The organism is Micromonospora sp. HUAS YX12, from assembly GCF_040215685.1.
In the GTDB taxonomy this organism is placed as follows: domain Bacteria; phylum Actinomycetota; class Actinomycetes; order Mycobacteriales; family Micromonosporaceae; genus Micromonospora; species Micromonospora tulbaghiae.
Genome location: NZ_CP157974.1, coordinates 604,397 through 626,305, shown reverse-complemented (window position 1 = coordinate 626,305; position 21,909 = coordinate 604,397). Strand labels below are relative to the sequence as shown.

21 protein-coding genes are annotated in these 21,909 nt (G+C 72.7%); 14 read left to right on the top strand and 7 right to left on the bottom strand.

The features are described from left to right. Positions 1-4 precede the first annotated feature (4 nt). From ABIH81_RS03080 to ABIH81_RS03070, 3 genes are all read right to left on the bottom strand, one after another. Entirely contained in the window at positions 5-1,384 is a 1,380-nt protein-coding gene (locus ABIH81_RS03080) for an FAD-dependent oxidoreductase (protein ID WP_349880989.1), read from the bottom strand. A gap of 5 nt (positions 1,385-1,389) precedes the next feature. After that, a complete protein-coding gene (locus ABIH81_RS03075; RefSeq protein WP_349878923.1) occupies positions 1,390-2,736 on the bottom strand; it encodes an aspartate aminotransferase family protein in 1,347 nt (448 codons plus the stop codon). Between the two features lie 148 nt (positions 2,737-2,884). Continuing rightward, positions 2,885-3,397 carry an Lrp/AsnC family transcriptional regulator gene (locus ABIH81_RS03070; RefSeq protein WP_349878922.1) on the bottom strand — a complete coding sequence of 171 codons (513 nt, stop codon included), beginning with the start codon at positions 3,395-3,397 and terminating at the stop codon, positions 2,885-2,887. A 205-nt stretch (positions 3,398-3,602) separates the two neighbouring features. Here ABIH81_RS03070 and ABIH81_RS03065 point away from each other — a divergent pair, with 205 nt between their 5' ends. From ABIH81_RS03065 to ABIH81_RS03025, 9 genes are read left to right on the top strand one after another with little or no spacing between them, the layout of a single operon-like run. Beyond that, entirely contained in the window at positions 3,603-4,787 is a 1,185-nt protein-coding gene (locus ABIH81_RS03065) for a spermidine/putrescine ABC transporter substrate-binding protein (protein WP_349878921.1), read from the top strand. After that, positions 4,784-5,941, top strand: coding sequence for an ABC transporter ATP-binding protein (locus ABIH81_RS03060; RefSeq protein ID WP_349878920.1), 1,158 nt, complete (start codon positions 4,784-4,786; stop codon positions 5,939-5,941). The genes ABIH81_RS03065 and ABIH81_RS03060 overlap by 4 nt, the downstream gene beginning before the upstream one ends. Before the next feature lie 31 nt (positions 5,942-5,972). Continuing rightward, complete coding sequence (locus ABIH81_RS03055) at positions 5,973-6,881, top strand: ABC transporter permease (protein ID WP_349878919.1); 909 nt, start codon at positions 5,973-5,975, stop codon at positions 6,879-6,881. A 55-nt stretch (positions 6,882-6,936) separates the two neighbouring features. Then, positions 6,937-7,770 carry an ABC transporter permease gene (locus ABIH81_RS03050; RefSeq protein WP_349878918.1) on the top strand — a complete coding sequence of 278 codons (834 nt, stop codon included), beginning with the start codon at positions 6,937-6,939 and terminating at the stop codon, positions 7,768-7,770. Then, positions 7,767-9,188 (top strand): FAD-dependent oxidoreductase, encoded by a 1,422-nt coding sequence (locus ABIH81_RS03045; protein WP_349878917.1) that lies wholly within the window; start codon positions 7,767-7,769, stop codon positions 9,186-9,188. Before ABIH81_RS03050 ends, ABIH81_RS03045 begins: the two co-directional genes overlap by 4 nt. Further along, complete coding sequence (locus ABIH81_RS03040) at positions 9,188-10,390, top strand: saccharopine dehydrogenase C-terminal domain-containing protein (protein WP_349878916.1); 1,203 nt, start codon at positions 9,188-9,190, stop codon at positions 10,388-10,390. The genes ABIH81_RS03045 and ABIH81_RS03040 overlap by 1 nt, the downstream gene beginning before the upstream one ends. Then, a complete protein-coding gene (gene speB, locus ABIH81_RS03035; RefSeq protein WP_349878915.1) occupies positions 10,387-11,400 on the top strand; it encodes an agmatinase in 1,014 nt (337 codons plus the stop codon). The genes ABIH81_RS03040 and speB overlap by 4 nt, the downstream gene beginning before the upstream one ends. 44 nt (positions 11,401-11,444) lie before the next feature. Continuing rightward, positions 11,445-11,879, top strand: a complete 435-nt coding sequence (locus ABIH81_RS03030) for a type II toxin-antitoxin system RelE/ParE family toxin (protein WP_349878914.1) — start codon at positions 11,445-11,447, stop codon at positions 11,877-11,879. Further along, positions 11,830-12,141, top strand: a complete 312-nt coding sequence (locus tag ABIH81_RS03025) for a helix-turn-helix domain-containing protein (protein WP_013284175.1) — start codon at positions 11,830-11,832, stop codon at positions 12,139-12,141. The genes ABIH81_RS03030 and ABIH81_RS03025 overlap by 50 nt, the downstream gene beginning before the upstream one ends. Positions 12,142-12,168: 27 nt before the next feature. On the opposite strand, the gene ABIH81_RS03020 is transcribed toward ABIH81_RS03025, so the two are convergent. The 4 genes from ABIH81_RS03020 to ABIH81_RS03005 all read right to left on the bottom strand — a co-directional run bounded on the left by ABIH81_RS03020 (position 12,169) and on the right by ABIH81_RS03005 (position 15,896). Further along, positions 12,169-12,618 (bottom strand): hypothetical protein, encoded by a 450-nt coding sequence (locus tag ABIH81_RS03020; protein ID WP_349878913.1) that lies wholly within the window; start codon positions 12,616-12,618, stop codon positions 12,169-12,171. Positions 12,619-12,719: 101 nt separating this feature from the next. Further along, positions 12,720-13,067, bottom strand: coding sequence for a DUF779 domain-containing protein (locus ABIH81_RS03015; protein ID WP_135243424.1), 348 nt, complete (start codon positions 13,065-13,067; stop codon positions 12,720-12,722). Next, a complete protein-coding gene (gene adh, locus ABIH81_RS03010) occupies positions 13,067-14,572 on the bottom strand; it encodes an aldehyde dehydrogenase (protein WP_349878912.1) in 1,506 nt (501 codons plus the stop codon). Before adh ends, ABIH81_RS03015 begins: the two co-directional genes overlap by 1 nt. 40 nt (positions 14,573-14,612) lie before the next feature. Next, entirely contained in the window at positions 14,613-15,896 is a 1,284-nt protein-coding gene (locus tag ABIH81_RS03005; protein WP_349878911.1) for a transcriptional regulator, read from the bottom strand. Positions 15,897-16,133: 237 nt separating this feature from the next. Between ABIH81_RS03005 and ABIH81_RS03000 the strand changes: the two genes are divergently transcribed. The 5 genes from ABIH81_RS03000 to ABIH81_RS02980 all read left to right on the top strand — a co-directional run bounded on the left by ABIH81_RS03000 (position 16,134) and on the right by ABIH81_RS02980 (position 21,904). After that, positions 16,134-16,799, top strand: a complete 666-nt coding sequence (locus ABIH81_RS03000; protein ID WP_349878910.1) for a response regulator transcription factor — start codon at positions 16,134-16,136, stop codon at positions 16,797-16,799. After that, positions 16,796-17,848, top strand: a complete 1,053-nt coding sequence (locus ABIH81_RS02995) for a HAMP domain-containing sensor histidine kinase (RefSeq protein WP_349878909.1) — start codon at positions 16,796-16,798, stop codon at positions 17,846-17,848. The genes ABIH81_RS03000 and ABIH81_RS02995 overlap by 4 nt, the downstream gene beginning before the upstream one ends. 134 nt (positions 17,849-17,982) lie before the next feature. Then, positions 17,983-20,142, top strand: a complete 2,160-nt coding sequence (locus ABIH81_RS02990; protein ID WP_349878908.1) for a pyridoxal-phosphate dependent enzyme — start codon at positions 17,983-17,985, stop codon at positions 20,140-20,142. Then, positions 20,139-21,272 carry a D-alanine--D-alanine ligase family protein gene (locus tag ABIH81_RS02985; protein ID WP_349878907.1) on the top strand — a complete coding sequence of 378 codons (1,134 nt, stop codon included), beginning with the start codon at positions 20,139-20,141 and terminating at the stop codon, positions 21,270-21,272. The genes ABIH81_RS02990 and ABIH81_RS02985 overlap by 4 nt, the downstream gene beginning before the upstream one ends. Beyond that, entirely contained in the window at positions 21,269-21,904 is a 636-nt protein-coding gene (locus ABIH81_RS02980) for a M15 family metallopeptidase (protein WP_349878906.1), read from the top strand. Before ABIH81_RS02985 ends, ABIH81_RS02980 begins: the two co-directional genes overlap by 4 nt. Positions 21,905-21,909 lie beyond the last annotated feature (5 nt).

The following is a 21,909-nucleotide window of genomic DNA, read 5'->3' as shown; positions in this document are numbered from 1 at the left end:
GGGGTCAGTGGCCCAGGAAGCGGGTGAAAGCCTCGGCTCGGCGGGACGGGCGGGCGGTGCGGTGCTCGGTTCGGTCGGCTGAGGACATGACCTTCAGGCCGGCGTTCATGGCGAGCCAGCGCAGCGGCTCCGGCTCCCAGCGCGGGGAACGGTGGCCCACCCAGGGCAGCGCCGTGAGGTCGCTGTCCACACCCCGGATCAGGTCGGCGAGCGTACGCCCGGCGAGGTTGCTGGTGCCGACGCCGTCACCGACGTAGCCGCCGGCCCAGGCCAGCCCGGTGCGGCGGTCCAGCCCCACCGAGGCGGCCCAGTCCCGGGCCACGCCGAGCGGCCCGCCCCAGGCATGCGTCACCGGCACGTCCGGCCCGAGCACCGGGAACAGTTCCCCGAGCGTCCGGCGCAGCGCCGCGAACACCCGGGGTTCCCGGTCGAAGCCCGGCCGCACCCGGGAGGCGTAGTGGTAGGGCGCGCCCCGCCCGCCGAACGCGAGCCGGCCGTCGGCGGTGCGCTGGCCGTACACGATGACGTGCCGGTAGTCGGAGAACGTCTCCCGCTCCGCCAGCCCGATCCGTGCCCAGGTCTCCTCGGGCAGCGGCGGGGTGGCCACCATCAGCGAGTAGACCGGCGCCACCGCACGCCGCTGGCCGGGCAGCCCCGGCGTGTAGCCCTCGGTCGCGCGGACCACCACCGGCGCCCGGACCAAGCCCGCCGGGGTCACCGCCGCGCCCGGCCGCAGCGCGGTCACCGGTGTGCGCTCGTGGATGCGTACGCCCCGGCGCTCCACCGCCCGGGCCAGGCCCCGGACCAGCTTCGCCGGGTGGACGGCGGCGCAGTGCGGGGTGTACGTGCCGCCGCGTACCCCCTCGGCGTTGCACCGCGCGGCGGCCTCGTCGGCGCCGAGCAGCGTCAGGTCGTCGTCGGTCAGCCCGTGCGCGTGGGCCCGGGCGACCTCGGCCCGGGCCCGGTGGAGCTGGGCCTCGCCGCGGGCGAGCGTCACGGTGCCGCCGGCCCGCCAGTCGCAGTCGATGCCCTCGGCGGCGGCGACCCGCCCCACCTCGCCGACCGTGTCGTGCATGGCCCGCTGCATGGCCAGTGCCCGGTCCCGGCCGTGCCGCCGGGCCAGCGCCGGCAGCGAGGTGGGGAACAGCGCCGAGCACCAGCCGCCGTTGCGCCCGGAGGCACCGTACCCGGCGATCTCCCGCTCCAGCACGACGACGCGCAACGTGGGGTCGGCCTCGGCCAGGTACCAGGCCGTCCACAGCCCGGTGTACCCGGCGCCCACGATCGCCACGTCGGCGTCCGTGTCGCCGGGCAACCCGGGTCGCGGTGTCAGCGGTTCGTCCAGGCCGGACAGCCAGTACGACAGGTGCCGGTAGTCCGTCATCGGCGTCAGAGCCGGGACCACGCCTCGGTCAGCACCGCGCGCAGGATCTGCTCGATCTCGTCGAAGTGCTGCTGGTCGGCGATCAGCGGCGGGGCGAGCTGCACCACCGGGTCACCCCGGTCGTCGGCCCGGCAGTACAGCCCGGCGTCGAACAGCGCGGTGGACAGGAAGCCGCGCAGCAGCCGCTCGGACTCGGCCTCGTCGAACGTCTCCCGGGTCGTCTTGTCCTTGACCAGCTCGATGCCGTAGAAGTAGCCGTCGCCCCGGACGTCGCCGACGATCGGCAGGTCGTACAGCTTCTCCAAGGTGGACCGGAACGCGCCCTCGTTGGCCCGGACGTGCCCGATCAGGTCCTCCCGGGCGAACACCTCCAGGTTGGCCAGCGCGACCGCGCAGGAGACCGGGTGGCCGCCGAACGTCACCCCGTGCGCGAACATGCCGGTCTCGGTGAGGAACGGCTCCATCAGCCGCTCGCTGGCGATCATCGCGCCGAGCGGGGCGTAGCCGGAGGTGATGCCCTTGGCGGTGGTGATGATGTCCGGCTGGTAGCCGTACCGCAGCGCGCCGAAGTACTCGCCGAGCCGGCCCCAGGAGCAGATCACCTCGTCGCTGACCAGCAGCACGTCGTACGCGTCGCAGATCTCGCGTACCCGCTCGAAGTAGCCGGGCGGAGGCGGGAAGCAGCCGCCGGAGTTCTGCACCGGCTCCAGGAAGACGGCGGCGACCGTCTCCGGCCCCTCCCGCTCGATCGCCCGGCCGATCTCGTCGGCGGCCCAGCGGCCGAACGCCTCGGCGTCGTCGCCGTGCTCGGGGGCCCGGTAGAAGTTGGTGTTCGGCACCTTGATGCCGCCCGGCACCAGCGGCTCGAAGTCGGTCTTGATGCCGGGCAGGCCGGTGATCGACAGCGCGCCCATCGACGTGCCGTGGTAGGCGATGTAGCGGCTGACCACCTTGTGCTTGGTGGGCTTGCCGGTGCGCTTGAAGTAGGCCCGGGCCAGCTTCCACGCCGCCTCGACGGCCTCGGAGCCGCCGGTGGTGAAGAAGACCCGGTTCAGGTCGCCGGGGGTGAGCGTGGCGATCTTCTCGGCCAGCTCGACGGCCTTCGGGTGGGCGTACGACCAGAGCGGGAAGTAGGCCAGCTCGCCGGCCTGCTTGGCGGCGGCCTCGGCCAGCTCGGCGCGGCCGTGGCCGGCGTTGACGACGAACAGCCCGGCCAGCCCGTCCAGGTAGCGGCGGCCCTTGGCGTCCCAGACGTACGCGCCCTCGCCCCGGACGATTGTCGGAACCTCGCCGGCCGGGTAGCTCGCCATGCGGGTGAAGTGCATCCAGAGATGGTCGGTGGCGTTGGCCATGTCAGCCCCATCGGGTCTCGGGCCGGTCAGGGGTGACACCGGCCGCTCTGCCCACGGTTATCCCACAGGCGATGCCGATAAGGCAAGCGAACAAGCTTCAAGGCGACGGATTCAGCGCCATATCACTGCACCGTCAACGGAATCCGCATCAGGCGGTGCCCCAGCTGTAGGTCTGCTTGCGCAGCTTGAGGTAGACGAACGCCTCGGTGGAGAGCACTCCGGGGACGCCGCGCAGCTTCTGGAGGATCTCCAGCAGGTGCGCGTCGTTGCGGCAGACCACCTCGGCGAGCAGGTCGAACGAGCCGGCGGTGATCACCACGTAGTCGACCTCCTCGAACTCGGCCAGCCGGTCGGCGACCGGTTCCAGGTCGCCGTCGGTGCGCAGCCCGATCATGGCCTGGCGGGGGAAGCCGAGCTGGAGTGGATCGGTGACCGCGACGATCTGCATGACGCCCGCGTCGAGCAGCCGCTGCACCCGCTGGCGGACGGCCGCCTCGGAGAGGCCGACCGCCTTGCCGATGCTCGCGTACGGCCGGCGCCCGTCCTCCTGGAGCTGCTCGATGATCTGCTTGGCCACGTCGTCGAGCAGAGCGTGATTGGCTCCTTCACGGACGGTGACCCGACGGGCGCCGTTCGAGTTCTCCTGGTGCCGGTTGACCATCGACGCTCCTCGTGTCCGATTCTCCGTGTTGAGCGTAGTGCCCCGCGCAGTCTGGCGTATTTCGTGGCGACTGGCTATTCCGGCAACGGAATCCCTTGTGAGAGAGGTTTCCTCATGTCAGGATCAGTCGTCCATCGCCACTGACCCTCCCGCCGGCGCGCCGCCCCCGTCCCGCCGCCGACGATGCCCCCCAAGGAGTCGTCACATGCGTAGTCCCCTCCGGACCCTCACCCGGCGTGGTCTGCTCACCGGGACCGTCGGCTCGGCCGCGCTGCTCGCCACCGCGGGCACGCTGGCCGGCTGCGGAACCAAGGGAGCCCAGCAGACCGAAGCCGGCTGCAAGAGCGAGGATCTGTCCGCCACCGAGAAGAAGGTCGCCTTCTCGAACTGGCCCCAGTACATGGACACCGACGAGAAGGACGAGTCCAAGCGCCCCACGCTCGACGCGTTCGTCGCCGCCTCCGGCATCCAGGTGACGTACACCGAGGACGTCAACGACAACAACGAGTTCTTCGGCAAGGTGCGCAACCAGCTCGCCGGGTGTCAGAGCACCGGCCGGGACATCATGGTGCTCACCGACTGGATGGCCGCCCGGATGATCCGCCTCGGCTGGGTGCAGAAGCTGGACAAGTCGAAGATCCCCAACGTCGAGGCGAACCTGCTGCAGTCGCTGCGCGGGCGCTCCTTCGACGCCGAGACCCAGCTCGCGGTCCCGTGGCAGTCCGGTCTGGCCGGGCTCGCGTACAACGCGAAGGTCACCAAGGAGATCCGCACCGTCGACGAGCTGCTCACCCGCCCCGATCTCAAGGGCAAGGTGACGGTGCTGTCGGAGATGCGCGACACCATCGGCCTGCTGCTCCAGTCGCTCGGCCACGACCCGGCCAAGTTCACCGCGGCCCAGTTCGACGACGCTCTGAACAAGCTCAAGAAGGCGGTGGACAGCAAGCAGATCCGGCGGTTCACCGGCAACGACTACGCGCCCGACCTGGCCAAGGGCGACATCGCCGCGTGCATCGGCTGGTCCGGTGACGTGGTGCAGCTCGGCTTCGAGGACGAGAAGATCAAGTTCGTCGTGCCCGAGTCGGGCGTGATGCTCTGGTCGGACAACATGCTGGTGCCGAACAAGGCCACCCACAAGGCCAACGCCGAGGCGTTGATGAACCACTACTACGACCCGGCGGTGGCGGCGAAGCTGGCCGCGTACGTCAACTACATCTGTCCGGTGCAGGGCGCACAGGCCGAGATGGAGAAGATCGACCCGGATCTGGCCACCAACCCGCTGATCTTCCCGGACGACGCGATGCTGGCCAAGGCCAAGGTCTTCATGGCGCTCGACGAAGCGCAGGAGAAGGAGTACGAGACCAAGTTCCAGCAGGTGATCGGCGCGTGAAGGGGCAGCAGACCCCGGCCGGCGACCTGCGCCTGGTCGACCTGACCAAGCGGTTCGGCGTCTTCACCGCCGTCGACGACCTCACCCTCACCGTCCCGCAGGGCTCGTTCTTCGCCCTGCTCGGCGCGTCCGGCTGCGGCAAGACCACCACGCTGCGGATGATCGCCGGGCTGGAGCAGCCCACCAGCGGGCAGGTGCTGCTCGGCGAGCAGGACATCGCCGGGCTGCGGCCGTACAAGCGGCCGGTCAACACCGTCTTCCAGAGCTACGCGCTCTTCCCGCACCTGGACATCCACGAGAACGTGGCGTTCGGGCTGCGCCGCCGGGGCATCCGCAAGGTGGGCGACCAGGTGGAGCGGATGCTCGCGCTGGTCCAGCTCGAAGGGTACGGCCGGCGCCGCCCGGCCCAGCTCTCCGGCGGCCAGCAGCAGCGCGTCGCGCTGGCCCGGGCGCTCATCAACCACCCGCAGGTGCTCCTGCTCGACGAGCCGCTCGGCGCGCTCGACCTGAAACTGCGCCGGCAGATGCAGATCGAGCTGAAGCGGATCCAGACCGAGGTGGGCATCACGTTCGTGCACGTCACCCACGACCAGGAGGAGGCCATGACGATGGCCGACACGGTCGCGGTGATGAACGCCGGCCGGATCGAGCAACTCGGCGCGCCCGCCGACATCTACGAGTACCCGGCCACCGCGTTCGTGGCGAACTTCCTCGGCCAGTCCAACCTGCTCGCCGCCGAAGCCGGCGGTCGCGCCGCCGACGACGTGCTGGTCACGGCGCACGGCGCGCGCTTCTCGGTGCCCGCCGGCCGGGCCCGGCTCACCGACGGGCCGACCTTCCTCGGCGTACGTCCCGAGAAGCTGCACCTGGCCGACGGCCCGGACCGGGTGCCGGCCGGGCACCAGCACGTCGGCGGCGTGGTCACCGACACCTCCTACGTCGGGGTGAGCACCCAGTACCTCGTGCGCACCGCGTGGGGCAGCGAGCTGTCCGCGTTCGCCGCGAACAGCGGGCTGGGCGGCCGGCTCGCCGTCGGTACGGCGGTGACCGCGCACTGGGATCCGCGGCACGCGTTCCTGCTGCCCCGGGCCGCCGGTGAGGACGACCAGACCACGCCGCTGCTCGACGAGCCGCCGGTGGGTGCGCTGCCATGAGCGAGCGCAGCGAGCGAATCGGAGTGGCGGCATGAGCGCCCTGGCCCACGTACCGACCTCCGCCGGGAAACCGGTGCCGCCGCCGGTGCGGCCCGGGCGCAGCCGCCTCCTGCCGTACCTGTTGCTGCTTCCGGGCGCGGTCTGGCTGCTCGTCTTCTTCGCGCTTCCGCTGGTGCAGCTCGCCTCCGCCAGCCTCTACGACCCGGCCGGCTCGCTCTCCACCGGGTACGCGATGACCTGGGCGTTCGGCAACTACCCGGACGCGCTCCAGGCGTACTGGCCGCAGTTCTCCCGGTCCTTCCTCTACTCCGCCATCGCGCTGGTGCTCGCGCTGCTGATGGGCTACCCGCTGGCGTACGCGATCGCGCAGAAGGCCGGGCGGTGGAAGAACCTGCTGCTGGTCGCGGTGGTCGCGCCGATGTTCACCAGCTTCCTGGTGCGCACGCTGGCCTGGAAGACCATCCTGTCGGACAACGGCGCGCTCGTCGGGCTGCTGCGCGACGTGCACCTGCTCGGCCCGGACGGCCGGCTGCTGGCCACCCCGATCGCTGTGGTGCTCGGCCTGACGTACAACTTCCTGCCCTTCCTGGTGCTGCCGCTGTACGCGAGCCTGGAGCGGCTCGATCCCCGGCTGCTGGAGGCGGCGAGCGACCTGTACGCGAGCCCGCTGCGCGCGTTCGCCAAGGTGACGCTGCCGCTGTCGATGCCCGGCCTGATCGCCGGCACGCTGCTGTTCTTCATCCCGGCCACCGGCGACTACATCAACGCCGAACTGCTCGGCACGCCGAACGAGTACATGATCGGCAACGTCATCGACTCGGCGTTCCTGGTCCGGCTGGACTACCCGCAGGGCGCGGCGCTGTCGTTCCTGCTGATGGCCGCGATCCTGGCGATCGTCTTCGTCTACCTGCGTAAGGCCGGCACGGAGGAGGTTCTGTGAGCGCGAGGAGCGCAGCGAAGCGGAGCCCCGCAGTCGCGAACGAAAGGCCGGCGCTGTGAGCAGACTGAGGCGCTGGCTCGCCGACCGGTGGGTGATGGTCGTGGCTCTCCTCGTCCTCGGCTACCTGACGCTGCCGATCATGGTGGTCGCCGGTCTGTCCTTCAACCGGCCCTCCAGCCGGCTCTCCTACGACTTCAACGAGTTCACGCTCGACAACTGGAAGCAGCCCTGCGCCACCTCGGACATGTGCGACGCCGTGGTGCGCAGCATGCAGATCGGCCTGATCGCCACCGTCGTCTCCACGGTGCTCGGCACGCTGATGGCCTTCGCGCTGGTCCGGCACAGCTTCCGCGGCCGGTCCGGGCTCAACGGGCTGATCTTCCTGCCGATGGCCACCCCGGAACTGGTGATGGGCACCTCACTGCTCGCCCTCTTCGTCGCCGCCGGGGTGCCGCAGGGGTTCTGGACCATCGTCATCGCGCACGTCATGTTCTGCGTGTCGTTCGTCGTGGTCACCGTGAAGGCCCGGCTCGCCGGCATGGACCGGCGGCTGGAGGAGGCCGCCATGGACCTGTACGCCAGCGAGTGGCAGACGTTCCGCCGGATCACGCTGCCGCTCGTGCTGCCCGGCATCGTGGCCGCCGCGCTGCTGGCGTTCTCGCTCAGCTTCGACGACTTCATCATCACGAACTTCAACGCCGGCACCACTGTCACGTTCCCCATGTACGTCTGGGGCGCCTCCCAGCGAGGCATCCCGCCGCAGGTCAACGTGATCGGCACGGCCATGTTCGTGATCGCGTTGCTGCTGGTCGGCGCCAGTTCGCTGCGCGGGCGGCGGGCGCGACGGGCCGCCCTCGCGATGGTCGCCACACCTGCGGGCAAGCCATGACACTCCCGCATACCGGCCGGGCGCTGGCCGACGCCGCGCCCGTGTCGTACTGGCTGGACCGCCCGGTCCGTCCCGACCCGCTGCCGCCGCTGGCCGGGGCGCACACCGCCGACCTGCTCGTGGTCGGCGGCGGGTACGCCGGGCTGTGGACCGCGCTGCTCGCAAAGGAGGCCGACCCGGACCGCGACGTGCTGCTCGTCGACGCGGGCACGTGCGGCTGGGCGGCGTCCGGGCGCAACGGCGGGTTCTGCGCCGCGTCGCTGACCCACGGGCTCGCCAACGGCGCCGAACGGTTCCCCGGCGAGATCGGCGAGCTGGAGCGGCTGGGCCGGGAGAACCTGGACGCCATCGCCGCCACCGTGGCGAAGTACGACATCGACTGCGACTTCGAACGCACCGGCGAACTGGCGGTCGCGGTCGAGCCGTACCAGCTCGACGGGCTCGCCGCCGACGCCGACCTGGCCCGCCGGTACGGCCACGACGTACGGCTGCTCGACCGCGACGAGGTACGCGCCGAGGTGGCGTCGCCGACGTACCTGGGCGGGATGTGGGACGCCGACCGGGTGGCCCTGCTCGACCCGGCGAAGCTCGCCTGGGGACTGCGCCGGGCCGCGCTCGACCTGGGCGTACGCGTGCACGAGCACACCCGCGTCACCGGCCTGGCCCGCGACGGCGCCGGGCTGCGCGCCACCACGGCGGGCGGCACGGACGCGGCGCCCGGCGCGGTGCGGGCGCGGCAGGTCGTGCTGGCCACGAACGCGTTCCCGCCACTTCTGCGCCGGCTGCGCTCCTGGATCGTGCCGGTCTACGACTACGCGCTGACGACCGAGCCGCTGACCGGGGCGCAGCGGGACGCGATCGGCTGGCGGCAGCGGCAGGGGCTCGCCGACACCGGCAACCAGTTCCACTACTACCGGCTCACCGCCGACAACCGGATCCTGTTCGGCGGCTACGACGCGATCTACCACTACGGCAACCGGGTGGCGCCCGCGCTGGAGCAGCGCGAGGCCACCTTCACCACGCTGGCGTCGCACTTCTTCGCGACGTTTCCCCAGTTGGACGGGCTGCGCTTCAGTCACCGCTGGGGTGGCGTCATCGACACCTGCACCCGGTTCTGCGCGTTCTTCGGAACGGCGTACGAGGGGCGCCTGGCGTACGCCGCCGGGTTCACCGGGCTCGGCGTCGGCGCGACCCGGTTCGGCGCTCGCGTGACGCTCGACCTGCTCTCCGGCGCGGACACCCCGCTGACCCGGCTCGACCTGGTGCGCCGCAAGCCGCTGCCGTTCCCGCCGGAACCGGCCCGGTCCGTGGGCATCAACCTCACCCGCTGGTCGCTCGCCCGCGCCGACGCGCGCGGCGGTCGGCGCAACCTATGGCTCCGTACTCTCGACCGTCTTGGACTGGGGTTCGACTCCTGATGCGTATCCTCCTCGTCGGCGCCGGTGGCGTCGGCTCCGCCGCCGTATCCATCGCCGCCCGCCGTTCCTTCTTCGAGACCATCGTGGTCGCCGACCACGACCCGGCGCGTGCCGCGCGGGCCGTCGCCGGGCACGGCGACCGGTTCGTCGCCGCCACCGTGGACGCCTCCTCCGCCGACGCGGTGGCCGCGTTGTGCCGGGAACACCGGATCACGCACGTGCTCAACGCGGTCGACCCGCGCTTCGTCATGCCGATCTTCGACGGCGCGTTCGCCGCCGGGGCCGACTACCTGGACATGGCCATGTCGCTGTCCCGGCCGCACCCCGAGCGCCCCTACGCCGAGACCGGGGTCAAGCTCGGCGACGAGCAGTTCGCCGTCGCGGAGCGGTGGGCCGCCGCCGGGCGGCTGGCGCTCTGCGGCATCGGCGTCGAACCGGGCCTGTCCGACGTCTTCGCCCGCTACGCCGCCGACGAGCTGTTCGCCGAGATCGACGAGATCGGGGTACGCGACGGCGCGAACCTCACAGTCGCCGGGTACGACTTCGCGCCGTCGTTCTCCATCTGGACCACCATCGAGGAGTGCCTCAACCCGCCGGTGATCTGGGAGGCCGGGCGCGGCTGGTTCACCACCGAACCGTTCAGCGAGCCGGAGGTCTTCGACTTCCCGGCCGGGATCGGCCCGGTCGAGTGCGTCAACGTCGAGCACGAGGAGGTGCTGCTCATCCCGCGCTGGGTGCCGGCGAAGCGGGTCACCTTCAAGTACGGCCTCGGCACCGAGTTCATCGAGGTGCTGCGCACGCTGCACAAGCTCGGACTGGACTCGACCCAGCCGGTGCGGGTACGCGGCGTCGACGTGTCACCGCGCGACCTGGTGGCCGCCGCCCTGCCCGACCCGGCCACGCTCGGCGACCGGATGAGCGGCAAGACCTGCGCCGGCACGTACGTCACCGGCACCGGGCCGGACGGCCGCCCGCGCCGGGTCTACCTGTACCACGTGGTCGACAACGAGTGGTCGATGGCCGAGTACGGCCACCAGGCGGTGGTCTGGCAGACCGCCGTGAACCCGGTCGTCGCGCTGGAACTGCTCGCCACCGGCGCCTGGACGGGCACGGGCGTGCTCGGCCCGGAGGCGTTCCCGCCGACCCCCTTCCTGGACCTGCTCACCGGCTACGGTTCGCCGTGGGGGATGGAGGAACGATGACCCGGTACGGCCCGATGTACGGCCCCGACATCACGTTCCTCGGCGTGCCGCCGTGCACCGTCGAGGAGCCGGTCACGTACGCCGACGCGGACGTGGTGATCATCGGGGCGCCGTTCGACGGCGGCACCTCGCACCGGCCGGGCACCCGGTTCGGGCCGTCCGCCATCCGGCAGGCCTGCTACCTGCCGCACGACGGCTCCCGCCCGTCGCTGGCGCTGCGCGTGGACGGGCTGAAGGACCTGTGCGTCTACGACGCCGGCGACGTGGAGATGTTCGGCGGCGACATCGAGCGCTCGCTCGCCGCGCTGGAGACCGCCGTGCACGCGGTCGCCTCAGCCGGGGCGATCCCGGTGGTGCTCGGCGGCGACCACTCCATCGCCTTGCCGGACGCCACCGGGGTGGCCCGGCACCACGGGCTCGGCCGGGTGTCGCTGGTGCACTTCGACGCGCATGCCGACACCGGGGACGTCGAGTTCGGCTCGCTGCACGGCCACGGCCAGCCGATGCGCCGGCTCATCTCCTCCGGCGCGGTACGCGGTGACCGCTTCCTCCAGATCGGCTTGCGCGGCTACTGGCCCGGCCCCGACACGCTGGCGTGGATGGCCGAGCAGCGGATGCGCTCGTACGAGATGACCGAGATCGTGGCGCGCGGGCTGGACACCTGCCTGACCGAGGCGTTCGGCATCGCGACCGACGAGTGCGAGGGCGTGTTCCTCTCCGTCGACGTGGACGTGGTCGACCCCGGCATGGCACCCGGCACCGGCACGCCCGAGCCGGGCGGGTTCACCTCCCGGCAGTTGCTCGACGCGGTCCGCCGGGTCTGCTACGAACTGCCGGTGGTCGGGCTGGACGTGGTCGAGGTCGCCCCGCCGTACGACCACGCCGACATCACCGCGTACCTGGGCAACCGGGTGGTGCTGGAGGCGTTGTCCGCGATAGCCCGCCGCCGCCACGACGCAGCCGGTGGAACCCCGTGGAACCCCACCCAGCCGCTGCTGGACGACCGCTGACTGGTAGCCCGGCCTGTTTAGCTCGGGCTATAGTCGGGGCATGGGTGCGGGACGGGAAGCGCTGGTCGGTCCGGGTGACCGGAGAGGTCCGGCACTGGCTGCGCGACCTGCGGGACCACGACCCGGCGTCGTACGAGAGCGTCCGGGTGGCGGTGGACAAGCTGGCCGAGGTCGGGCCAGGGCTGGGTCGCCCGCTCGTGGACACGCTGCGTGGAAGCAGTCTCCGTAATCTGAAGGAGCTGCGGCCCCGCTCCGGCCGGGACGTGGCGATCCGGGTGCTGTTCGTCTTCGATCCCTGGTCGCAGGCGGTCCTCCTGGTCGCCGGCAACAAGGCGGGCAACTGGACCCGCTGGTACCGGCAGCACATCCCGGCGGCGGAGGTTGCCTACAAGGCTTGGCTCGACAGTGAGCGCGAGCGAAGGGGGAGTCGTGACGGAGTTCTATCACTGGGACGAGGTCCGCGCCGAACTCGGCGGTGACGACGAGGCGTACGAGGCGGAGCGCGCCCGGACCGACGCGTGGGTGAGCGCGTTCCACCTGGCCGAGGAGCGCAAGCGGCTGGGCCTCACCCAGCGGCAGGTCGCCGAGATCATGGGGGTGACGCCCGGCCGGGTCAGCCAGATCGAGAACGGCGACCTCGACGTCAACGAGGTGGCCACGCTGAGCCGGTATGCCAACGCCCTGGGCGCCCGGCTGCGGATCATCTTCGACTACGGCGACGACCTCCGGCAGATCGCCTGACCATGAGGCCGTCGCCGTCGAAGGCGGTCAGGGGTGGGGGCAGCGGGGGCGCAGGCGGACGCGTTCGGTGGTTTCGGTGAGGGAGTTGGGCTCGACCACCAGGCGCGCGATGGTGGTGGCCGGGCCGGGGCGGAACACGCCTTCGTCGGCGGGGATGGTCGCGGTCCAGGTGCCGTCGGTGCGCTCGTCGGTGCAGGCGCCGATCACGCCGAACCCGAAACCGGTGACCGACCCGCGCCGTACCCGCTGCTCCAGGTGCACCTCGATGTACGCGAGGCCGCGCTCGGCGCCGCAGTCGAACCGGCCGCCGACGGTGGCGGTGTGCGCCCGTACGTCGGCCGCGCCGAACCAGTTGACGGAGATGCTGGGAGAGGCCGCCGGGGCGGCGACGGCGGCGCCCGGCGCGAGCCCGAGCGTGGCGGCGGTGGCGAGGGCGGTGAGGCCGGCGGCGAGCACTGGCTGTCGGATCGGGTACATGCGCGGACTCCTGTCGGGCGGTGGTGGGACGCGGACTCCGAAATGGACGGCGTCAGCATCCCACCGCCGCGACACCCGCGAGCTGCAAGATCTCGGACAGATCAGCGGTTCAGGTGGGAGCGGATGAGGAAGCGCACGCCCTCCGGGGCCTCCAGGGAGAAGCCGCTGCCCCGGCCGGGCACCACGTCGACGGTGAGCCGGGTGTGCCGCCACAGCTCCCACTGGGCCTTCGACATCCAGAACTCCACCGGCTCGGGTACCCCGTCGACCGCGAGCGAGGCGAGCAGCACGTCCGAGCCGCCGGTGCGGAACTCACCGGCCGGGTAGCACATCGGGGCGCTGCCGTCGCAGCAGCCGCCGGACTGGTGGAACATGAGCGGACCGTGCTGCCCCCGCAGCGACCGGATCAGGTCGGCCGCCGCGGGGGTCAAGGTCACCGGGTCACCCATCAGAAGAAGCCCAGCTTCTTCGGCGAGTAGCTGACCAGCAGGTTCTTGGTCTGCTGGTAGTGCTCCAGCATCATCTTGTGGTTCTCCCGGCCGATGCCGGACTGCTTGTAGCCGCCGAACGCGGCGTGTGCCGGGTACGCGTGGTAGCAGTTCGTCCACACCCGGCCGGCCTGGATCGCCCGCCCGGCCCGGTACGCGGTGTTCAGGTCACGGGTCCAGACGCCCGCGCCGAGCCCGTACAGCGTGTCGTTGGCGATCTTCACGGCGTCGTCCAGGTCGGCGAAGGAGGTCACCGACACCACCGGGCCGAAGATCTCCTCCTGGAAGATCCGCATCGAGTTGTCGCCCTCGAAGACGGTCGGCTGGACGTAGTAGCCGCCGGACAGCTCGCCGCCCAGGTCGGCCCGCTCGCCGCCGGTCAGGACGCGGGCGCCCTCCTGCCGCCCGATGTCCAGGTAGGACAGGATCTTCTCCAGTTGGTCGTTGGACGCCTGCGCGCCGACCATCGTGTCGGTGTCCAGCGGGTGCCCCTGCTTGATCTGCCCGGTCCGGTCCACGGCGGCGGCGAGGAAGTCGGAGTAGTGGCCCTGCTGGATGAGCGCCCGGGACGGGCAGGTGCACACCTCGCCCTGGTTGAGCGCGAACATGGTGAAGCCTTCCAGCGCCTTGTCCAGGAAGTCGTCGGAGGCGGCGCTGACGTCGTCGAAGAAGATGTTCGGGCTCTTGCCGCCCAACTCCAGCGTGACCGGCTTGATGTTCTCGCTGGCGTACTGCATGATCAGCCGCCCGGTGGTGGTCTCGCCGGTGAACGCCACCTTCGCCACCCGCGACGAGGAGGCCAGCGGCTTGCCCGCCTCGACGCCGAAGCCGTTGACCACGTTCACCACGCCCGGCGGCAGCAGGTCGCCGATCAGCGAGAGCAGGTAGTGGATCGAGGCGGGCGTCTGCTCGGCCGGCTTGAGCACCACCGCGTTGCCGGCGGCGAGCGCCGGGGCGAGCTTCCACACCGCCATGAGGATCGGGAAGTTCCACGGGATGATCTGCCCGACCACGCCCAGCGGCTCGTGGAAGTGGTAGGCCACGGTGTCGTCGTCGAGTTCGCCGAGCGAGCCCTCCTGCGCCCGGATCGCCCCGGCGAAGTAGCGGAAGTGGTCGATCGCGAGCGGGATGTCGGCGGCGAGCGTCTCGCGTACCGGCTTGCCGTTCTCCCACGTCTCGGCGATCGCGAGGGACTCGAGGTTGTCCTGCATGCGGTCGGCGATGCGGTTGAGGATCAGTGAACGCTCGGCGACCGACGTGCGGCCCCACGCGTCGGCCGCGCCGTGCGCGGCGTCGAGCGCCTTCTCCACGTCCTCGGCGGTGCCCCGGGCCACCTCGCAGAAGGTCTGCCCGGTCACCGGGGTCGGGTTCTCGAAGTACTTGCCACCGTGCGGCTTCACGTACTCGCCGCCGATGTAGTGGTCGTAGCGGGACTGCCAGTGGGTGGGGGCGTCGTAGCGCGTCATGGGTACCTCCGCCGTCCGTCTGGGGTGGATGGCGGGCAGGCTAGTTTCCGCGACGTTGCAGGAACGTTGCGCGCGGCAGCGCGTACTCCTCGGCGAGCTGCCGGGCCCGCGCGACAGCGAGCGGCCGGCGCGGCGCGCCCGGCGGCAGCGCCCGGGCCAGGGCCTGCCACGCGGCGAGGTCGTCGGCCCCGGCGGCCGTCGCGGTCCAGGCCGCGAGCAGCCCCGGGTCGGCGCCGGCCAGCACCGCGGCGCGCAGCTGGCCGTCGACCAGGCGGCGCAGTCGCGCCACTCCCGGCGCGTCCGACCCGGGCAGCAGGGGCCCGGGGTACGCGCGCAGCGCCGCCGCCGGATCGCCGCGTTCCAGCAGTTCGGTGACGGTACGGAAGTCGGCGCGCACGGCCGGGCGCAGCCGGTACGGGCGGGAGTCGAGCAGTTCCTCGCCGAGCACGCGGCGCAGCCGGGACAGCTCGGCGCGCAGCGTGACCGGGTGCCGCCTGTCGTCGCCGTACAGGTCGAGGCCGAGCTGTTCTCCGGTGCGCCCCTCCGGATGGTCGACCAGCAGCACCAGCAGTTCGCTGTGCCGGCGGCCGAGCCGGATGCGCCGGCCGTCGACGCGCAGTTCCGCCTCGTCGCGCCCGAGCGCCGCCACGTACGCCACGTCCGGCGCGGCGGGCGCGGCGCCGGCCAGGAACGCCTCGGCGGCCCGGGCGGTGGCCCGGACCAGGGCGAGGCTCTGTGGGTTGGCCAGGTGGTCCCCGCCGGTGATGTCGACGGCGCCGAGCAGCGTGCCGCTGGCCGGATCGTGGATCGGCGCGGCGGCGCAGGTCCAGCGCTGCACCGGCCGGACGAAGTGCTCGGTGGCGAAGATCTGCACACCGTGGTCGACCGCGAGGGCCGTACCGGGGGCGTTCGTGCCGGCGTGCGCCTCGTCCCAGCGGGCCCCCGGCACGAAGTTCATCCGCTCGGCGTGCCGCAGCACCCCGGGGTGGCCCTCCACCCAGAGCAGCCGCCCGGCGGCGTCACAGACCGCCATCAGGTGCGCGCCGTCCTGCGCGATGCCGCCGAGCAGGTCACGGAACAGCGGCATCACCCGGGCCAGCGGGTGCGCGGCGCGGTACGTCTCCAGCGCGTCGTCGGTGAGGTCGACCGGCGCGGTGGCCTCCGGGTCGAGCAGCGCGGACCGCTCCCAGGAGCGGGCCACCACCTCCCGGACCCGGCCGGAGGTGGTGCCGGCGGTGAGGAACGCCTCGTGGGCGGCACCGACCTGCGCGATCCGTTCCGCCGGATCCGCGCCGAACTCCAGGGCGAGCCACGGGTCAGCCACCAGCGCCTCCTTCCACCCATCGTGACCCACCTCACCCCCGAGCGCCAAGGCGTGATCCGGGTCACTTCAGCAGGGCTCGTGCCGCCCGCGTACCGGACGAACGGCCCAGACGGCCCTACGCCGGTTGTCGCAGCAGGCCCCGCGTGGAGGATGGCTGCTGCGGACGCTTACGGAACCCTTAACCCCGGCCTGCGAAGGTGTGCCGGACGACGAGGGAAGACACGGGGGAGCGCAACGGTGCGGGTGCTGGTGGCGGACGACGAGCGGCTCTTGGCGGACACGGTCGCCGAGGGGTTGCGACGGTTCTCCATGGCGGTCGACGTCTGCTACGACGGCGACGGCGCGCTGGAACGGATCGGGGTCAACCGGTACGACGTGGCGGTGCTGGACCGGGACATGCCCGGCGCCACCGGCGACGAGGTGTGCCGGAGCCTGGCCGGGTCCGACGCGGGCACCCGCGTACTGCTGCTCACCGCCGCCGCCGGCATCCGGGACCGGGTCGCCGGCCTCGGGCTGGGCGCCGACGACTACCTGACCAAGCCGTTCGCGTTCGCCGAGCTGGTGGCGCGGGTGCAGGCGCTGGGCCGCCGGTCCACCCCGGCTCTGCCGCCGGTGCTGGAGCGGCACGGCGTGGTGCTCGACGTGGCCCGGCACACCGCGACCCGGGACGGCCGCGCGCTCGGGCTGAGCCCGAAGGAGTTCGGCGTCCTGCACGTGCTGATGCGGGCCGGCGGCCGGGTGGTGAGCGCCGAGGAGCTGCTGGAACAGGCGTGGGACGAGTTCGCCGACCCGTTCACCAACGCGGTCCGGGTGACGGTGATGACCCTGCGCAAGAAGCTCGGCCAGCCGTCGGTCATCCACACCGTACCGAAGGCCGGCTACCGGATCGGCGAGCCGGCGTGACCCCCCGCCGCCGCATCCTGCTGGTCGGGGTGCTCGCCCTGCTGGCCGGGTTCTTCGTGCCCAACATGGTCAAGTCGCTGCTCGGACTGGTGTGGGGGCAGGCTGAGCGGTTCTGCGGCCTGGCCACGATCGGCGCGGTGTGCGAGCCGGCCCGTCCGTTCGTCCCGCTGCTGCCCATGCTGATCGAGCTGCTGGTGCTGGTGGCCGCCGGGTTCGCGGTGTGGGGCGCGGCCCGCTGGTGCCTGCGCCCGGTGCACGACCTGGCCGCCCCGATCGCGAACCTGGGGCCGCAGAACCTCGGCTACCGGATCCGCCGCGGCGGCCGGGACGAGCTGGCCGGGCTCGCCCACGCGATCGACGACATGCTGGACCGGGTCACCGCCGGGTACGAGGGACAGCGGCGGTTCGCCGCGAACGCCTCGCACGAACTGCGTACGCCGCTCGCGGTGCAGCGCACCCTGATCGAGGTCGGCATGGCCCAGTCGCTCACCGGAGAGCAACTGGAACTGCTGACCGCGCAACTGCTCGCCACGAACGAACGCAACGAGCGGCTGATCGAGGGGCTGCTCGCGCTCAGCGAGAGCGACCAGGGCCTGCGATCCTCCACCCCGCAACGCCTCGAACAGATCGTCACCGGCGTGCTGGCCGCGTACGCCGATCGGGCGGCCGAGGCCGGCGTGACAGTGGAGAGCCGGCTGTCGCCCCGGATCGTGACCGGCGAGCGGGTGCTGCTGGAACGCCTGGTCACGAACCTGGTGGAGAACGGCATCAAGTACAACCGCGAGGGCGGCTGGCTCACGGTCACGGTCGGTGGCGACCCCGCGCTGACGGTCACCAACAGCGGGCAGAGCGTCCCCGCCGAGGCGGTCGACGGGCTGTTCGAGCCGTTCCGGCGCCTCGCCCGGGACCGGACCAACCAGGGCGGCGGCGCCGGGCTCGGCCTGGCCATCGCCCGCTCCATCACCCAGGCGCACGGCGGCATCATCGCCGCGCGCCCGGGTGAGGACGGCGGCCTGCGGGTCGACGTCCACCTGCCCCCCGTGGGCTGACCACCTCACACACGACCTCCGGGAGCCGCCGTCGCGGCGTCCCGCGATGACACCTGCCCGAGGACGGGACCGGCGGCACCGCCGCCCGCCCCCGGAGAGGACCGACCGGCCCGCCGGCCGGAGAGGAGACCGCAGTGCCGACCCGTACCGAGGGGAACGCGCCGCCCGACGGCCGGGTGGCCTGGGCCGACGTGGCGAAGGGCGCCTGCATCGTGCTCGTGGTGCTCTGGCACGTCGTCGTCAAGGACTACCTGCGCATCGACTGGCGGATCGGTCTGCCGGTGCCGGGTGCGTGGGGGCTGCTCGGCGAGCAGTTGCTGCCGCTGCGGATGCCGTTGTTCTTCGCGATCTCCGGCGTCTTCGCGGCGAACGCCGTCGCCCGCCCGTGGCGGGTGTCCGGGCGGCCCCGGATCGCCCGGAACCTCTACCTCTACGCGGTCTGGCTGCTGATCCACACCGCGCTGCTGGCGCTGGCGCCCGACTTCCCGACCGACCGGGCAACCGGCCCCGGTGAGCTGCTGGCCCAGCTCACCGTGACGCCCTCGAACCTGTGGTACCTGTACGCGCTGGCGCTCTACTTCGTGCTCGCGAAGGCGCTGCGCCGGGTGCACCCGGCGGTGCTGCTGACGGCCGCGGGCGCGCTGTCCGCGGTGGCGGCCACCGGGCTGCTGGACAGTCCCGGCAACCGGGGGCAGGTCTACCAGAACCTGGTGTTCTTCCTGGCCGGTGTGCACCTGCGGCCGCACCTCACGCGGTGGGCGGACGGCGCGAGCCCTCGACGGCTCGCCGGCACCGGCGCCGCGTACGCGGCCGGGCTGACCGTCATGGCGCTCGCCGGCGCGCAGAAGTGGCCCGGCGTGTACCTGCTCGTCTCGGTGGTCGCGGTGGCGTTCGGGCTGACCGCCGCCGCCCGGCTGGCCCAGCACCGCCTGGCCGGTCCGGCACTGGCCCGGCTCGGCCGCCGCACGCTTGGCGTCTACGTGATCCACATGCCGGTGCTGGCGCTGCTGGACCGATTCTTCGCCGGACCGGTGGCCGAGCTGGGCGGTCCGGCCCGGGCGCTGCTCGTGACGGTCTACCCGGTCCTGCTCACCGCGCTCGTGCTGGCACTGAGCCTCGCCGCGCACCGCGGCCTCACCGCGCTCGGCGCGCGCTGGCTGTTCGACCTGCCGCGCCGCCGCGCCCACTCGAATCCCGAAGGAGAGACCATGCCCCGAATCGACGCGCCGGCGCTGCCGGACCGAACACATGTCGAGGAGGCCGCCCGCGCGCTGTCCGGCCGGGTGGTGCGTACCCCGGTGCTGCACAGCCCGGCGATCGACCGCCTGGCCGGCGCCCGGATCCTGCTCAAGGCGGAGAACCTCCAGGACGGCGGCTCGTACAAGATGCGCGGCGCGATGCTGGCGGTGGGCCGGCTCGCCGCCGCCGGGCACACCGCTGTGGTCGCGCAGAGCACGGGCAACCACGCCGTCGCGGTGGCGCTCGCCGCGCGCCGGCACGGGCTCACCGCGACGGTCGTGCTGCCCGAGGACGCCGCGCCGGTCAAGGTGGACCGGGCCCGTGCCGCGGGCGCGCGGGTGGTCCGGGCCGGCACCACAGTCGAGGAGCGCCTGGCCGTCGCCCGGCGGATCGCCGAGGTGGAGGGCCACCCGCTCGTCGACGCGTACGACCACCCGGACGTGGTGGCCGGTCAGGGCAGCGCGAGCCTGGAACTGATCGAGGAGGCGGCGCGGCGCGGTACACCGCTGGACGCGCTCGTGGTGCCGGTGGGCGGGGGCGGCGGCATCGCCGGTGCCTGCCTGGCGGTGGCCGGAACCGCGATCGAGGTGTACGGCGTGGAGCCGGTCGGGTGCGACTCGCTGGCGCGCAGCCTGGCCGCCGGACGCCCCACACCCGTCGCCCCGGCGCCGAGCCTGGCCGACGGACTCCGTCCCGGCTGCGTCGGCGACCTGCCGTTCGCGGTGGCCCGCACCGGCGTGCGCGGGGTGGTCCGGGTCGACGACGACGCGATCGTCGAGGCGTTCCGGCTGCTCCTGCTGGACCTGAAGGTGCTCGTCGAGCCGTCCGGCGCGGCCGGGCTGGCCGGCGCGCTGCGGCTGGGCGAGGTGGCCGCGCCCGTCGGCGTCGGCGGCGCGGGCCCGGCGACCGGTCACGGTGACGTCGGCGGGACGCCGTGGCCTTCGGGTGGTGGGCGGCGAAAGACGGTCGGTGTGGTGCTGACCGGCGGAAACGTGGAAGCGGACCTGGTGGCCCGGCTGGCGGGCGACCGGATGACGGCGGGAGTGGCGGCATGAGGGCGACAGTGCGGATCGGTGTCCTGTTCGGAGGCCCGTCGGCGGAACACGAGGTCTCCTGCGCCTCGGCGCTCGGCGTGGCCCGCGCCCTGTCGGAGCAGGGGCACCGGGTGGTGGCGCTCGGCATCACCCGTACCGGGGGGATCCGGCTGCTGCCGGAGCCGGTGCTCGCGCAGCACCTCGGCACGGTGGCGGCCGGACGGGCGATCGACGACCGGCTGCCGGTCACCGGCCCGGCGGTGGAGCTGCGGCGCGGGACGGCCACCGGCACTGTCGCGGTCAGCGCGGCCGACGCCCCGGCGACTGTGCACGCCGAGCTGGACGTCGTGTTCCCGGTGCTGCACGGCCCGTACGGCGAGGACGGCGTGGTGCAGGGGCTGCTGGAATCACTGGGCGTGCCGTACGTCGGGTGCGGCATCCTCGCCTCCGCCGTCGGCATGGACAAGGTGGCGATGAAGCGGGCGCTGCGCGCCGAGGGCGTGCCCACCACGCCGTACGTCTGGTTCGACGAACCGGCCTGGCGGGCCGCGGCGGACCCGGAGAAGCTGGTGGTCGGGCTGCGCGGGCCGCTGTTCGTCAAGCCCGCCCGGATGGGCTCCTCGATCGGCATCTCCCGGGTGGCCGACGGCGACGACCTGGTGGCAGCGGTGGAGGAGGCGTTCCGGCACGACCACGTGGTGCTGGTCGAGCAGGGCGTGACCGGCCGGGAGCTGGAGTGCGGCGTGCTCGGCGGCTGGCGGCCGGAGGCGTCGGCGGTCGGCGAGGTCCGGGTCGCGGGCGGCTGGTTCGACTACCGGCAGAAGTACTTCGGCGACGCCGACCCGATGATCGTCCCGGCGCCCCTGCCCGACGAGGTCACCGAGCGGATCCGCGAGCTGTCGGTGCGGGCGTTCACCGCGATCGGCGGCTGGGGCCTGGCCCGGGTCGACTTCCTGTACGACGAGGCCACCGGCGACCTGTTCGTCAACGAGCTGAACACGCTGCCCGGCTTCACCGCGCACTCGATGTACCCGAAGGTGTGGGCCGAGTCGGGCGTCGCGTACCCCGAGGTGGTGGACCGGCTCGTCGCGCTCGCCCTCACCCGGCACGCGGCCCGGCCGTCGCGCGAACACCCCGGGGGTACGCCGTGATCCTGCTCTTCGACCCCCGGGTCGCCGCGGTGTCCAGCCGGGACGACGGCGAACCCCTGGTGGACCTGCGCGAGGTGCCCGGGCTGCGGGTGGACGGGCGGGCCGCCGATCCCGCCGGGGCGTACGCCCGGGTGCGCCGCGGTGTCGCGGACCGGCTGCTCGCCGCGCAGCGCGCGCTGCCGGCCGGGCTGCGCCTGCTCGTGGTGGAGGGTTACCGGCCGTACCGGGCGCAGCTCGACATCTTCACCGGCTACCGGGACGAGTTGCGGCGACGCCACCCGGACTGGCCGGCGGACCGGCTGCACCGGGAGACCACGAAGTTCGTCTCGCCGGTCGAGGTGGCCCCGCACAGCACCGGCGGGGCCGTCGACCTCACCTTGTGCGACGCCGACGGGATGGAGCTGGACATGGGCACCGCGCTCGACGCCACCCCGGAGGAGAGCGCCGACGCCTGCTTCACCGCGGCCCGGCACATCCCGGTCAGCGCGTGGCGCAACCGGAACGTGCTGGTGGCGGCGTTGAGCGGCGCGGGTCTGGTGAACTACCCGACGGAGTGGTGGCACTGGTCCTACGGCGACAGGTACTGGGCGTTGATGACCGGAGCGCCACACACCCACTACGGTCCGTTGTAGTCCAC

Coding starts and splice junctions, on each gene's coding strand:
- ABIH81_RS03080 (WP_349880989.1), bottom strand. CDS start 1,384: ATGACGGACTACCGGCACCTGTCGTACTGGCTGTCCGGCCTGGACGAA.
- ABIH81_RS03075 (WP_349878923.1), bottom strand. CDS start 2,736: ATGGCCAACGCCACCGACCATCTCTGGATGCACTTCACCCGCATGGCG.
- ABIH81_RS03070 (WP_349878922.1), bottom strand. CDS start 3,397: ATGGTCAACCGGCACCAGGAGAACTCGAACGGCGCCCGTCGGGTCACC.
- ABIH81_RS03065 (WP_349878921.1), top strand. CDS start 3,603: ATGCGTAGTCCCCTCCGGACCCTCACCCGGCGTGGTCTGCTCACCGGG.
- ABIH81_RS03055 (WP_349878919.1), top strand. CDS start 5,973: ATGAGCGCCCTGGCCCACGTACCGACCTCCGCCGGGAAACCGGTGCCG.
- ABIH81_RS03045 (WP_349878917.1), top strand. CDS start 7,767: ATGACACTCCCGCATACCGGCCGGGCGCTGGCCGACGCCGCGCCCGTG.
- ABIH81_RS03040 (WP_349878916.1), top strand. CDS start 9,188: ATGCGTATCCTCCTCGTCGGCGCCGGTGGCGTCGGCTCCGCCGCCGTA.
- speB (WP_349878915.1), top strand. CDS start 10,387: ATGACCCGGTACGGCCCGATGTACGGCCCCGACATCACGTTCCTCGGC.
- ABIH81_RS03020 (WP_349878913.1), bottom strand. CDS start 12,618: ATGTACCCGATCCGACAGCCAGTGCTCGCCGCCGGCCTCACCGCCCTC.
- ABIH81_RS03015 (WP_135243424.1), bottom strand. CDS start 13,067: ATGGGTGACCCGGTGACCTTGACCCCCGCGGCGGCCGACCTGATCCGG.
- adh (WP_349878912.1), bottom strand. CDS start 14,572: ATGACGCGCTACGACGCCCCCACCCACTGGCAGTCCCGCTACGACCAC.
- ABIH81_RS02985 (WP_349878907.1), top strand. CDS start 20,139: ATGAGGGCGACAGTGCGGATCGGTGTCCTGTTCGGAGGCCCGTCGGCG.